The 13,577-nt window shown below is 38.6% G+C and carries 12 protein-coding genes; 4 read left to right on the top strand and 8 right to left on the bottom strand.

The genetic code is table 11. The annotated features are described in order from the left end of the window. The first annotated feature begins 46 nt into the window (after positions 1-46). Positions 47-2,185: a phosphate acetyltransferase gene (gene pta / locus CVP05_RS00960; RefSeq protein WP_100287689.1), complete on the top strand. Its 2,139-nt coding sequence runs from the start codon at positions 47-49 to the stop codon at positions 2,183-2,185. Positions 2,186-2,230: 45 nt separating this feature from the next. On the opposite strand, the gene CVP05_RS12525 is transcribed toward pta, so the two are convergent. Then, complete coding sequence (locus CVP05_RS12525; RefSeq protein ID WP_133118690.1) at positions 2,231-2,410, bottom strand: hypothetical protein; 180 nt, start codon at positions 2,408-2,410, stop codon at positions 2,231-2,233. Between the two features lie 101 nt (positions 2,411-2,511). Here CVP05_RS12525 and CVP05_RS00955 point away from each other — a divergent pair, with 101 nt between their 5' ends. From CVP05_RS00955 to uspE, 3 genes are all read left to right on the top strand, one after another. Further along, positions 2,512-3,282: an FNR family transcription factor gene (locus CVP05_RS00955; RefSeq protein ID WP_100287688.1), complete on the top strand. Its 771-nt coding sequence runs from the start codon at positions 2,512-2,514 to the stop codon at positions 3,280-3,282. Between the two features lie 151 nt (positions 3,283-3,433). Beyond that, positions 3,434-5,659 (top strand): NADP-dependent isocitrate dehydrogenase, encoded by a 2,226-nt coding sequence (locus tag CVP05_RS00950; RefSeq protein WP_100287687.1) that lies wholly within the window; start codon positions 3,434-3,436, stop codon positions 5,657-5,659. A gap of 157 nt (positions 5,660-5,816) precedes the next feature. Further along, positions 5,817-6,746, top strand: coding sequence for a universal stress protein UspE (uspE, locus tag CVP05_RS00945; RefSeq protein WP_100287686.1), 930 nt, complete (start codon positions 5,817-5,819; stop codon positions 6,744-6,746). 25 nt (positions 6,747-6,771) lie between these two features. On the opposite strand, the gene CVP05_RS00940 is transcribed toward uspE, so the two are convergent. From CVP05_RS00940 to sohB, 7 genes are all read right to left on the bottom strand, one after another. Then, the gene (locus tag CVP05_RS00940; protein WP_100287685.1) at positions 6,772-6,930 is read right to left on the bottom strand and encodes a YoaH family protein; all 159 of its coding nucleotides are present in this window, start codon (positions 6,928-6,930) and stop codon (positions 6,772-6,774) included. A 64-nt stretch (positions 6,931-6,994) separates the two neighbouring features. Then, positions 6,995-7,417: a universal stress protein gene (locus CVP05_RS00935; RefSeq protein ID WP_100287684.1), complete on the bottom strand. Its 423-nt coding sequence runs from the start codon at positions 7,415-7,417 to the stop codon at positions 6,995-6,997. A gap of 9 nt (positions 7,418-7,426) precedes the next feature. Then, the gene (locus tag CVP05_RS00930; protein ID WP_100287683.1) at positions 7,427-10,063 is read right to left on the bottom strand and encodes a TRAP transporter permease; all 2,637 of its coding nucleotides are present in this window, start codon (positions 10,061-10,063) and stop codon (positions 7,427-7,429) included. 82 nt (positions 10,064-10,145) lie between these two features. Further along, positions 10,146-11,105, bottom strand: coding sequence for a TAXI family TRAP transporter solute-binding subunit (locus tag CVP05_RS00925; RefSeq protein WP_100287682.1), 960 nt, complete (start codon positions 11,103-11,105; stop codon positions 10,146-10,148). Between the two features lie 162 nt (positions 11,106-11,267). Further along, complete coding sequence (gene truC, locus CVP05_RS00920; protein ID WP_100287681.1) at positions 11,268-12,035, bottom strand: tRNA pseudouridine(65) synthase TruC; 768 nt, start codon at positions 12,033-12,035, stop codon at positions 11,268-11,270. Next, the gene (locus CVP05_RS00915) at positions 12,028-12,348 is read right to left on the bottom strand and encodes a YqcC family protein (protein WP_100287680.1); all 321 of its coding nucleotides are present in this window, start codon (positions 12,346-12,348) and stop codon (positions 12,028-12,030) included. The genes truC and CVP05_RS00915 overlap by 8 nt, the downstream gene beginning before the upstream one ends. 55 nt (positions 12,349-12,403) lie before the next feature. Continuing rightward, positions 12,404-13,468, bottom strand: coding sequence for a protease SohB (gene sohB / locus CVP05_RS00910; protein WP_100287679.1), 1,065 nt, complete (start codon positions 13,466-13,468; stop codon positions 12,404-12,406). Positions 13,469-13,577 lie beyond the last annotated feature (109 nt).

The following is a 13,577-nucleotide window of genomic DNA, read 5'->3' as shown; positions in this document are numbered from 1 at the left end:
GGCAGTTTCTATTTTAACCAGTGATATTGAAGGTAATTTTTTTATTATGTCTCGTACAATAATCCTTATTCCAATTAGCGCCGGTGTTGGCTTAACGAGTGTTAGTTTAGGTCTCATGCACGCACTTGAACAAAAAGGTGCAAAAATTGGTTTTATGAAACCTATTTCTCAGCCGAGTTCTGGTGAAGATAAAATCGACCGGACAACATCTATCGTACGTACCAGCATGACGATAGATACTGCTGAACCTTTTATGTTAAGTGTTGCTGAATCTTTAATTGGGCAAAATCAATCAGATGTCCTATTAGAAAAAATAGTTGAACACCATCAACAATTATTAAAAAACAATGAAATTGTGATTGTTGAAGGCCTTATTCCAACGCGTAAAAACGCGTATGCGAATAGCATTAACTATGAAATAGCACAAGCTTTAGATGCTGAAATTATTCTCGTCGCAGCACCTTCAACAGAAACCCCTTCTGCATTAAAAGAACGCATTAAAGCCGCTGTATCGCAATTTGGTGGTCAAAATAATGCAAACTTACTCGGTGTAGTGATTAACAAATTTAATGCACCAGTTGATGAATCAGGTAGAACTCGTCCAGATTTGACTGAAATTTTTGATTCTTTCCAGCACAGCAATAATCAAATTTCTGAAGTACATAAACTTTTTGAAAAAAGCAAAATTAAATTATTAGCATGTATTCCATGGAAGCCTGAGTTAATTGCAACCCGAGCAATTGATTTAGTCAAACATTTAGGTGCTGCAATTATTCATGAAGGGGAAATCAATACACGACGTATCAGAAGCATCACGTTCTGTGCAAGAAGTTTACCGAATATGGTTGAACATTTTCGCGTTGGAAGCCTCTTAGTGACTTCTGCTGACCGTCCTGATGTTATCGTTGCTGCTGCATTGGCTGCAATGAGTGGTGTCAAAATTGGTGCTGTATTATTAACTGGCGGTTATAAAATTGACTCACAAATTAAGAAATTATGTGAACATGCCATTGAAAGCACCGGACTACCGATCTTCCGCGTTGAAGGGAATACCTGGCAAACAGCATTAAATCTACAAAGTTTTAATTTAGAAGTCCCTGTAGATGATAAAGAACGTATAGACAATATCAAGCAGTATGTCAGCGATGAAATTAACGCTTCATTCATTGATTCTTTGATTGCGAAAACATCACGTTTACGTCGCTTATCTCCTCCAGCATTCCGCTTCCAATTAACTGAGCTTGCGCGCGCTGCACAAAAACGCATTGTATTACCTGAAGGTGATGAGCCTAGAACCATTAAAGCAGCGGTACTTTGTGCGGAACGTGGTATTGCAGAATGTATCTTGTTAGCCGATCCGGTTGAGGTACAACGTGTTGCTGAAGCACAAGGTGTACAACTGACTAAAGGCATTACGATTATTGATCCGAAAACAGTACGTGAAAATTATGTCGCTCGTTTAGTTGAATTACGTAAAGCGAAAGGTATGACGGAAGTGATCGCTCAAGAACAACTTAAAGATAATGTTGTATTGGGTACCATGATGCTTGAAGCTAACGAAGTAGATGGATTAGTATCTGGTGCAGTACATACTACTGCAAATACTATTCGTCCACCAATGCAAATTATTAAAACCGCACCAGGTAGCTCAATTGTTTCTTCTATTTTCTTTATGTTACTGCCTGATCAAGTATTGGTATATGGTGACTGTGCGGTTAATCCAGATCCAAGTGCAGAACAGTTAGCTGAAATTGCTATTCAATCTGCTGATTCTGCTAAAGCTTTTGGTATTGATCCTAAAGTGGCGATGATCTCCTACTCTACTGGTACATCAGGTTCTGGTGCTGACGTAGAAAAAGTAAAAGAAGCCACTCGTTTAGCGCAGGAAAAACGTCCAGATCTTATCATCGACGGCCCACTACAATACGATGCGGCAATTATGGAAGACGTGGCTCGTTCAAAAGCGCCAAACTCACCAGTAGCAGGGAAAGCAACAGTCTTTATCTTCCCTGATTTAAATACCGGAAATACTACTTATAAAGCCGTTCAACGTTCTGCAGACCTCGTTTCTATAGGCCCTATGTTACAAGGTATGCGTAAACCAGTAAACGATTTATCACGTGGCGCTTTAGTTGATGATATTGTATATACAATCGCATTAACCGCAATTCAAGCCACACAGTAAGTCAGTATAGGGGGATATCAATCCCCCTTTTTATATGATTTCATCTCAATGATTAGCTTCTTTCTCTAAAATATTTTCATTTTGTACCGCACTTTCTCTCTGTTTCTCTACGGAAGATTCACCATAATGTTGATACGTTTTATAGAAAAATGCGGTCAGTAAAATAATCAACATCACTATAATCTGAATCAACCGTGTTTTGGTGAGCTTTTGAGCCGCCATCATTTACCTCTTTCTTTGTATTTTTACTTCTTTAATTGATAATTTAATGATATTATTTGAGATAGATCAATTTTACACGATTTCTCGTTGATAATGAGGATTAAATGGAAATTTTAACGTCAAAAATAAAAGTGGGGCGCCGAATTCAATCGGGTGGGTGCGCAATTCATTGTCAGGATTGTAGTATTAGTCAACTTTGTATTCCTTTTACGCTCAACGAACATGAACTTGATCAGCTTGATAATATTATTGAACGCAAAAAACCTATTCAAAAATCTCAAGTCATTTTTAAAGCTGGCGATGAATTAAAATCACTCTACGCTATCCGTTCTGGCACAATTAAATCCTATACTATCAGCGAAACCGGTGAAGAACAAATTACCTCTTTTCATCTGCCGGGAGATCTTGTAGGTTTTGATGCTATCAACAATATGCGCCATCCTAGTTTTGCACAAGCCTTAGAAACCGCTATGGTATGCGAAATCCCATTTGATATTCTTGATGATCTTTCTGGTAAAATGCCAAAGCTACGCCAACAAATTATGCGTTTGATGAGTAATGAAATCCGAAGTGATCAAGAAATGATTTTATTATTGTCTAAAATGAATGCTGAAGAACGTTTAGCTGCGTTTATTATCAACCTTTCTAATCGTTATTCCGCTCGTGGTTTTTCTGCTCGTGAATTTCGTTTAACGATGACACGTGGTGATATTGGAAATTATCTAGGATTAACGGTAGAAACTATTAGCCGTTTATTGGGACGTTTCCAAAAATCAGGCGTATTATCCGTTCAAGGCAAATATGTCACGATTAATGACCTTGCAGAATTACAACAAATTTCGGGTTCTGTGAATCCAAGAATAAAATTATTGTAAACAACAAAAAAGCGACTCGCTGTAAATTGAAAAACGGGAGTCGCTAACGTTTCTAATAATTGTCATATTTTCAGATTTCATGACCGTTATAAGAAATAACAACCTAAATTGTGCTAACTCTCTTAATCCTTTTATGAACAGGAGTTTATTCATGAGTAAATCAACTATCATCTATACTTACACCGACGAAGCCCCTGCCCTAGCAACTCATTCGCTACTACCCATTATTCAAGTCTTTACCAAAAGCGCTGATATCAACGTGGTGACTAGCGATATTTCTTTAGCTGCGCGTATTTTATCGCAATTTCCTGAATATTTAAGTGCAGAACAACATACCCCAGATGCACTGGCACAACTAGGAGAAATTGTTAAACAACCCGATGCCAATGTTATCAAACTACCAAATATTTCTGCCTCTGTGCCACAACTGCTCGCGACCATCAAAGAACTACAAAACAAAGGCTACGCCATTCCTGATTATCCAACCGACACTACCACTGATGAACAAAAAGAAATCCAAGCACGCTATGACCGAGTCAAAGGTTCTGCGGTAAATCCTGTTCTACGTGAAGGTAACTCAGATCGTCGCGCGCCAAAAGCAGTAAAAAACTTTGCTAAAAAATTTCCACATTCTATGGGCGCATGGAGCGCAGACAGTAAAACCCATGTTGCAACAATGGGGGCAAACGATTTTTATCATAACGAAAAATCCGTGACAGTACCAAATGAAACAACTGTCGACTTCGTTTTTACCGATAAACATGGCACAAAGAATACCCTACGTAAGCCATTGCCATTAAAAGCGGGTGAAATCTTAGATGCGACCGTAATGAATAAAAATGCGCTCATTACTTTCTTAAAGCACGAAATCCAAGATGCGAAAGACAAAGGTGTGTTATTTAGCTTACACATGAAAGCGACCATGATGAAAGTATCAGATCCAATTATCTTTGGTCATGCTGTAAAAGCTTTTTTTGCGCCAGTTTTTGAAAAATACGGTGACAAATTGGCACAAGTTGGTGTTAATGTGAACAATGGTTTGGGCAACTTATTTGCCAATCTTGAAAAACTAGATGAAGAAACACGTCTTGGAGTCGAGGCGCTCATCACTCAATCTTACACTGATGGCCCAGATATTGCTATGGTTGACAGCGATAAAGGCATTACCAATCTACATGTGCCTAGCGATATCATTGTCGATGCTTCTGTACCCGCTATGATTCGCTCATCAGGCCGTATGTGGAATCGACATGGTGAGCTACAAGATACTAAAATCACCATTCCGGATAGCACTTATGCAGGGGTATATCAAGCGGTGGTAGATTTTTGTAAAGAACACGGTGCATTTGATCCAACCACAATGGGAACCGTTCCAAATGTAGGGCTAATGGCTCAAAAAGCGGAAGAATACGGCTCACATGACAAAACCTTTGAAATGACAGCGGACGGTAAAGTAGAAATTATTGATGCTGCGGGTAATGTCTTGCTTGCCCATGATGTGCAAGCTGGTGATATTTGGCGCGCTTGCCAAACTAAGGACGCTGCTGTTACTGACTGGGTACAATTAGCCGTTAATCGTTCACGCCTAAGTGGTATGCCGGCAGTATTTTGGTTAGATGAAAAACGTGCTCATGATGCGCAACTCATCAAAAAAGTTAATGCTACATTAGCAACGCTTGATACAACAGGCTTAGATATTCGCATTTTACCATTAGTGGAAGCGGCTAAACATACACTTAACCGACTAAAAAATGGCGAAGATACCATTAGTGTCACCGGTAACGTTATGCGTGACTACCTCACTGACTTATTCCCAATCTTAGAGCTTGGCACATCTGCTAAGATGTTGTCCATTGTGCCTTTGATGAACGGTGGTGGCATGTTTGAAACAGGCGCTGGCGGTAGCGCACCAAAACACGTTCAGCAATTTAATGCAGAAAACCATTTGCGTTGGGATAGCTTAGGTGAGTTTTTGGCATTAGCCGTATCTCTTGAGCATACTGCCCAAAAAACGGGTAATGCCAAAGCGCAAGTACTCGCTGATGCCCTAGATGCAGCCACTGAAAAATTGTTACTAAACGACAAATCACCAAAACGTAAAGCGGGTGAAATAGATAATCGTGGTAGCCATTTCTATCTTGCATTATATTGGGCGCAGGCATTAGCTTCGCAAAGCAAAGATAGCGATTTAGCAGCAGAATTTGCACCTATTGCAGAAGCCCTTTCAATCCAAGAGCAAACCATTATCAATGAACTTAATGCTGTTCAAGGTAAGGCGGTAGATGTTCACGGTTATTATGCCGCAGATCGTGAACTTATCACCGCAGCTATGCGTCCTAGCGCAACCTTTAATGACATCATTGCGCGTTTAGGATAAATCATCAGAGAGGCAAGCTACACGGGCTTGCCTCTATAAATATACGTTGTAATACAATAAGTTATTTCTGAAAGTTTTTTATCTATCTACTTGTTATTCTGCTTTAAATCCCCTATGCTATAAATAACCCACATATAATATCGGAGGTTATAAGTATATGAAGTTCACTAATATTTTAGTTGTTTTAAATCCTGAAACGGAAAAACAATATGCTCTTGCTCGCGCCGTGCGCTTAGCAAAAGAACAAAAACATGAACATCCTATCAAAATTACCCTATTCCTTACTGTTTATGAACTGTCTTATGAAATGAGTGCGTTACTTTCTTCCGAAGAGCGAGAGGAAATGCATAATGGTGTTATTCAACAACGCTTAGAGCTTTTACAGCCTTATTTAGAAAAATATGCTGATCCAATGATTCAATTTGAGTCTAGTGTTGTTTGGAATAGTAATGAAGCCGAAGCCATTGTTCAGCAAATTACTGAAAAACACTATGATTTAGTTGTTAAATATACAAAAGAAGAAGATAGTCTTGCAGCGTTGATCTTTACGCCAATGGATTGGCAACTACTCCGCAAATGTGAAGTCCCGATTTTAATTGTTAAAGATGGCGATTGGAAACATCAACGTCGAATATTAGTTGCCGTGAATGTATCAGGCGATGAAGAATATCATGAGAGTTTTAATCAAGAACTCATCACCATGAGCATGGATTTAGCCGAAACTTATGAACGAGGCAATATTCATTTAGTCAATGCCTATCCTCCGACACCGGTCAATATGGCAATTGATTTACCTGAATTCAATGCTTCAGAATACAGTAATAGTATTCGCGGACAGCATCTACTGAATATGAAAAAATTACGCCAGCAATTTGGAATTGATGAAGATCATACCCATGTGTACGAAGGTTTTCCGGAAGAGGTAATCCCTAAAGTTGCTCAAGAGCTGGGAGCAGAACTTGTAGTATTAGGAACGGTTGGACGTACTGGCTTATCCGCTGCTTTTTTAGGTAATACTGCAGAACATGTTATTAGCAAATTAAATTGCAATTTGCTTGCAATTAAACCGAGTAAAAAGGTTGAATAATATCGTTTGAAATAACGGGCAAAATTTAATTTTTGCCCTCATTCTTTTTATCCGCATTTTGTTCACGTAATTCTTTGGCAACTAAAGCGATAGCCTGCCCACTTCCCATTCCTTCCGCCATCAGTTGTTGAATTCTTTCTACGGCTTTTTGTTGTTCTTCGTGAGTTAAATTAAGATCAATCATATATTCTCCAAGTAAAAGTGCGGTCAAAAAATAAAATTTTTTAACCGCACTTCTCTAATAAAATTTAACGTAAAATTAATACAGGTTTGTCGCTATAACGCGCAACTTTCACCGTGTTAGAGCTTAACCCCTCTTTGTGTGCATGAGTGGCCATCATAATGATTAAATCAATATTTTTTTCATGAGCAATTCGATTGATTTCCTCATAAACCACACCATGTGCCACAATATGTTGCACTTTTGCATTATCAGGGAAATATTTCTGAGTGAATTCGTGTAAAGCTTTATTTGCTTCTTTCATCACATCTTTATCAAAATTACTCGGTAAAAATGAAGACACGAAGCTACTGCCCAACTGAGGAATAACACTCATCACCCGGTAAATAGCATCAGGGTTATGCTTTGTGATTTCTAAGGCGGTTTTCACCGCCTGCTGCGCATCATCTAAATGACTTAAATCTGCTGTAATAAGAATTTTATTAAACATAGGCTATCCTTATTCATTAATTCTGCGACGTTGCAATATTGCAAGCCCGAAAATGAGTAATAACGCAGGAATAAATATCCATTCTTTTGCTAATGCATTTTTAACTGGTAATGCAACATCTAATAAGACTTGATCCCAATTTAATCCCGCTTTCGCTGCAGGGGAATCTAATTCCACATTATCAATAATAATTTTGTTTATTTCTTCCCCGTCATATTCTATTTTGTCTTCCGTAGTTAACAAGGTTAACCCCAATTTTTGTAAACGCTCCTCTCCTGTACTACCTTCCGGCACCGATAATTGTGTATAAAACTCTATCGGCGAACCGTATGGATTAATACCTGAGACTTTTAACGTTAATGCTTCACCAACCGGTGCTTTTTGCAATTCTTCAACTAAATGAGTTGGCGCAGTATGCTGTTCACTTGGCGAAATATATTCCATAAAGAAACCAGGACGGAATAAAGCAAACGCAAGCACAATTAATGCAACGCTTTCCCATAAGCGATTACGACGGAAAAAGTATCCCATTGTTCCTGCGGTAAACACTAAAATACCAATCGTTGACACAATAAAGACCATAATCCCTTTCCATAATCCAACATCAATTAATAATAAATCCGTATTAAAGATGAATAAGAAAGGTAAAATCGCCGTACGTAAACTATACATAAATGCCGTTAAACCGGTTTTAATCGGATCTCCGCCAGACACAGCCGCTGCCGCAAAAGAGGCTAAACCAACAGGAGGCGTAACATCCGCCATAATACCAAAATAGAAAACAAATAAGTGTACTGCGATTAAAGGAACAATCAATCCATTTTGACGCCCTACTTCAACGATGACCACGGCCATTAACGAAGAAACCACAATATAATTAGCCGTTGTTGGCAATCCCATTCCTAGAATTAAACTAAAACCCGCCACGAGAATTAACATCAATAAAATGTTCCCCATAGACAAGGTTTCAATAATTGAAGAAAGCTGAACACCGAAACCGGTTAACGCAACAACACCAACAATAATCCCGGCTGTCGCGGTTGCAATACCGATACCAATCATATTGCGCGCCCCCGTTTCTAACCCTTCAACTAAATCTTTCCAACCTTTTAAGAATTCCGCTTTATATTGATGTTGTTTTCTGAAAAACGCTAATAATGGACGCTGTGTCACTAAAATAACAATAAGTGTTAATGTTCCCCAGAATGCCGATAACCCTGGTGACATCTGTTCAACCATCAAACACCAAATTAAAATCACAACAGGTAATAAGAAATGCAAACCCGCATTGACCGTTGGTCTAACAGATGGTAAAACCACTACTGGCGCATGAGGATCATCCACTTCTAAATCTGGGAATTTCGCTACACGAGCTAATAATGCAATATAAACGATGGCAATTGCAGCTAAAATAATCGCAAAGGCAAAATCAGGCGTAAGCGCTTTAATCCACCCTAAACCATACTCAACCACAAAATAAAGCAAACAGATTGCGATAAACGTGCCTAAAGCGCGTAGTAATGACACAACCCAAGGTTTTGCAACATCTGTGCGTGGTAAACCCTGTAGATTAAGCTTACAAGCTTCTAAATGAACGATATATACTAATGCGATATAAGAAATTAACGCAGGCAAAAATGCATGGGTAATTAATTGGCTATATGGCATATTCACATATTCAATCATTAAAAATGCAGCTGCGCCCATTACTGGTGGCATAATTTGTCCATTTACTGAAGATGCCACTTCAACCGCACCAGCCTTTTCAGGTGAAAAACCAACGCGTTTCATCATAGGAATAGTAAAGGTTCCTGTGGTCACAACATTAGCAATAGAGGAGCCTGAAATTAAACCGGTTAATCCTGAAGCAACCACAGCGGCTTTAGCTGGCCCGCCGCGTAAATGACCTAAATAAGCAAAAGCACTTTTAATAAAATAGTTCCCCGCTCCCGCTTTATCTAACAAGGCACCAAATAAAACAAAGAGGAAAACATATTTAGTCGATACCCCTAATGCCACACCAAACACCCCTTCGGTTGTAATCCATTGTTGGTTAATGATGTGGGATAAGGAACCCGTGCGATGACTAATAAGCCAATCACTTGGCAAAAATTGTCCAAAGTAATTATAGAGTAAGAATACAATGGCAATAATCACCAATGGCAAGCCTAGACTGCGACGAGTAGCTTCTAATAGTAATAAAATCCCGATACACCCTACAATAATATCTTGTGTATTAGGCGCACCAAAGCGACCAATTAGGCTTTCATAGAAAAAGAGATAATACGCCGCTAAAAAAGCACCAACAGTTGCAAAAATCCAGTCAATTAACGGGATATGGCGTTTTGGTGAGTTTTTAAAGGCAGGATAAGACAGATAAGCAAGAAATAGCGCAAAGGCTAAGTGAACTGAGCGTGCTTTGGTATCATCTAAAACAACATTAATACCGCCTAAACCCATACTCCTTAAGCCTTCCTGTAGCCAAAATGGTACTGGAGAAGCATAATAAAGTTGAAATAATGACCATAATATAGCTACGCCAATAATTAATTTTTTCGGGAACCCTGATGGATCACGTCCTCCTGTGTCGCTTGAGGCGACCATATCTTGCAAATCATCATAATCGATTTGATTTTTCGCAGACATTTTATAACTCCTTAAAAACAGAGAATAAACCAAAAAAGGCAGGAAACACCTGCCTTAAAGAATCACTTTAAAAGATGAGAAATTATAACCAACCTTTCTCTTTATAATAACGTGCCGCACCTTCATGTAATGGCGCTGATAAGGCATTTTTAATCATATCTTCTTCTTTTAAGTTAGCAAATGCCGGATGTAAACGTTTAAAGCGGTCAAAATTATCAAATACTGCTTTTACAACTGCATACACAGAATCCGCATCAACGTCAGAAGAGGTGACTAAGGTTGCATATACCCCGAAGGTCTCAACATCGTTATCTGTGCCTGTATATAAACCACCTGGAATAATCGCTTTCGCATAATAAGAATTATCCGCGATAAGCTTATCAATTTCAGGCCCTGTAATCGGCACTAAATGAGCAGAACAAGAAGCTGCGGCTTCTTTTAACGCGCCATTTGGGTGACCTACGTTATAAGTAATCGCATCAAGGTTGTTGTCACACATTACAGAAGCCATTTCAGCCGGTTTTAACTCTGAAGCCACTTTGAAAATTGAAGTGTCTAATCCTTTTGCCGCTAAAATAACGTTCATTGTTGCGCGAGTACCGGAACCTGGATCCCCGACATTAACACGCTTACCTTTTAAATCATCAAAATTGTTAATATTTGCATCTGTACGAGCCATTAAAGTAAATGGTTCTGGGTGAAGAGAAAAGACTGCACGTAATTTGTCGTTTTTCTTACCTTCAAAAGAACTCGTACCGTTATAGGCATGATATTGCCAATCAGATTGCGCAACCCCTAATTCCATTTGGTTAGCAGCAATGGAGTTTAAATTTGCAACAGATCCACCTGTTGATGGTGCATTACATTTCACACCTGTTTTTGCAGAATCACGATTCACTAATTGGCAGACTGATTGACCAACGACATAATACACCCCAGTTTGTCCACCTGTTCCAATGGTCACAAACTTATCGGCAGCCATCGCAGCTGTTGAAGAAAGCATTGCGGCCGTAACTAGAGAAAATTTTAGAAATTTTTTCATAATAAAATCCCTTAATTGTTTTGAATAAAAAGTAAAAAAACGCAAGCTAATATTCTCTCTCACGCCATACCATTAAGAAATATCAAACATTTTCAGACTTTGCAACAAAATATTTACGATTTGGACAAGCTTTTGTTAAAAGTGTGACGGAGTTTATAATTTTTATGCTATAAACCAACCAAATTGCCTCATTAAACTTTGCCAATTAGTCTCTAGTGGCGCAGTAAGTTTTACCATTTGTTGTTTTTTTGGATGAATAAACTGCAAGGTTTCTGCGTGTAACATTAATCTTGAACAATTTGTTTTTTCTGCAAATAATCGGTTTTGATGTAAATCCCCATATTGCGTATCGCCTAAGATAGGGTGAAAAATATGCTTCATGTGACGACGTAACTGATGTTTTCGTCCCGTTTGAGGTATCAAGCGAACTAAAGAGTAACGACATGTTTGATAACGCCCCAAAGGATAAGGCATTTCCACAGTGTTTAATTCTTGGTAAAAAGTGACCGCACTTTGTGGGGCTTTATCTGCCTGGCTAAATTTATCTGCAATTTTATCTAACTTCACCTTTAAAGGATAATCAATGCAGCCTTCTCCTCGCAAATAACCACGCACAACGGCAAGATAAGACTTTTGCACTTGCTTATTCTCAAATCGTTGACACATTAAATTGGCGGTTTCACTATCCAGTGCAAATAGCAATACACCTGAAGTTGGGCGATCGAGGCGATGAATTGGATAAACATGTTGGCCTATTTGATCACGCAATGTTTGCATAACAAATTGCGTTTCATGGCGATCTAACCAACTACGATGAACTAACATGCCAGCAGGCTTATTCACCGCAACAAGGTATTCGTCCTGAAAGAGAATCTCTAAAGTAATGGGGACTTCTGTTGTATCAAGCAAAATTTCTGTTGTTTCAGCCATTTTTTACACACTGCTCAATTGCGATGATCGGGATTAATAAATCCGCCAAGCCTTCGTGTTCTTTTAAGGCTTCCTCCAAATATGGAGAAATTGCTATTTGCTGCGGTAACGTAGCACCACTCTCAATAATAGCATACATACGAGGAATAAAAATCCACTGTAACCATTCTGTTGCACTCATTGTATCTAAAGCAAAAGGTTGTTCACTTAAAAATGCCGACTCTGGTGGTGGCATACTCTGCCATAAATTATAGCGCTCTAATGTCGATTGTAGCGCCAATAAATGAAATTCAATGGAATTGGAATGCGACATATTTTCTCCAAAAATGAATAGTGGGTAAAATTTACCCACTCTCTAATAAATCTAATTAATAAAAAGTCTTGTTGTGACGATGTAACAATTTATTCAGTATATTATCGCTACTTTCTTCAGCTTGCTTGCCTAATTTTTGGATTAATGACTTTTTCGTTGCATATTTAACTTCGATCACATTTTTATCTTTAATCGCATTAAGGATTAAATCATCGCTCGTCGCAATATCATCAACTAACCGTAATGCTAAGGCTTGTTGACCAAACCAATGTTCTCCTGTTGCGATCTCATCAATCGCTAAGTGCGGTCGATTTTCTGCCACAAATTGTTTAAAGAGTTCATGGGTTTCTTCCAATTCTTGTTGGAATTTTCGTTTGCCTTTTTCCGTATTTTCGCCAAAAATCGTGACGGTGCGCTTATATTCTCCCGCCGTCATTACATCCACATCAATATCATAGTTTTTTAATAAACGGTGTACATTCGGCACTTGAGCAACGACACCAACAGAACCAATAATGGCAAAAGGCGCAGCGACAATTTTATCTGCAACACATGCCATCATATATCCCCCACTTGCCGCGACTTTATCCACCGCCACTGTTAACTTCAAACCATGTTGTTTTAATCTCGTCAATTGAGAGGCTGCTAATCCATAACCATGTACCACACCACCAGGACTTTCCAAACGTAATAACACTTCATCGCGCTCGGGTTTTGCGACCGCGATTATCGCACTCACTTCTTCGCGTAATGCTTGTGTTTCAGAAGCATGGATATCTCCCTTAAAATTCAATACATACACACAAGGTTTAATCTCTTCTTGTGGTAATTCTTTACCATTTTTCAACCGCTCTTTTTCTGCTTTTGCTTTATCTTTTTCGGTTTTTTTCCGCTCTTTTTCAGCCGCTTTTAACGCTTCTTCACTCATATGAAAATCACGTAACTTTTGCTGATTCTCCTGATAAGTTTTATTCAAATCTGTGACCAGCAATTCCCCATGCTGTCCTGGTTTTTTTTGTTTTAAAAAGATAATGACCGCAATAATCGCACCAATCACTAACAAAATTGTCAGAATTTCTAAAATAAATAAAGCATAACCTATGGCTAAATCAGACCACATTATTGTTTTCTCCTCTATAATAAAACATCGATCATACCTTATTTGTTTCTAATAAGAAATCGTTGTATTTTTAAAAATATGGGCTAGAGACAATATAAAGATAAAAGAC

This window comes from Conservatibacter flavescens (genome assembly GCF_002795425.1).
GTDB lineage: Bacteria > Pseudomonadota > Gammaproteobacteria > Enterobacterales > Pasteurellaceae > Conservatibacter > Conservatibacter flavescens.
This window is presented reverse-complemented; position numbering and strand designations above follow the sequence as displayed.

What these genes read in the sequence shown, in the direction of transcription:
- sohB (WP_100287679.1), bottom strand. Translation starts at nt 13,468, where the DNA reads ATGTGGTCTGATTTAGCCATAGGTTATGCTTTATTTATTTTAGAAATT.
- CVP05_RS00925 (WP_100287682.1), bottom strand. Translation starts at nt 11,105, where the DNA reads ATGAAAAAATTTCTAAAATTTTCTCTAGTTACGGCCGCAATGCTTTCT.
- CVP05_RS00940 (WP_100287685.1), bottom strand. Translation starts at nt 6,930, where the DNA reads ATGATTGATCTTAATTTAACTCACGAAGAACAACAAAAAGCCGTAGAA.
- CVP05_RS00930 (WP_100287683.1), bottom strand. Translation starts at nt 10,063, where the DNA reads ATGTCTGCGAAAAATCAAATCGATTATGATGATTTGCAAGATATGGTC.
- pta (WP_100287689.1), top strand. Translation starts at nt 47, where the DNA reads ATGTCTCGTACAATAATCCTTATTCCAATTAGCGCCGGTGTTGGCTTA.
- CVP05_RS00915 (WP_100287680.1), bottom strand. Translation starts at nt 12,348, where the DNA reads ATGTCGCATTCCAATTCCATTGAATTTCATTTATTGGCGCTACAATCG.
- CVP05_RS00935 (WP_100287684.1), bottom strand. Translation starts at nt 7,417, where the DNA reads ATGTTTAATAAAATTCTTATTACAGCAGATTTAAGTCATTTAGATGAT.
- CVP05_RS12525 (WP_133118690.1), bottom strand. Translation starts at nt 2,410, where the DNA reads ATGATGGCGGCTCAAAAGCTCACCAAAACACGGTTGATTCAGATTATA.
- CVP05_RS00955 (WP_100287688.1), top strand. Translation starts at nt 2,512, where the DNA reads ATGGAAATTTTAACGTCAAAAATAAAAGTGGGGCGCCGAATTCAATCG.
- truC (WP_100287681.1), bottom strand. Translation starts at nt 12,035, where the DNA reads ATGGCTGAAACAACAGAAATTTTGCTTGATACAACAGAAGTCCCCATT.
- uspE (WP_100287686.1), top strand. Translation starts at nt 5,817, where the DNA reads ATGAAGTTCACTAATATTTTAGTTGTTTTAAATCCTGAAACGGAAAAA.
- CVP05_RS00950 (WP_100287687.1), top strand. Translation starts at nt 3,434, where the DNA reads ATGAGTAAATCAACTATCATCTATACTTACACCGACGAAGCCCCTGCC.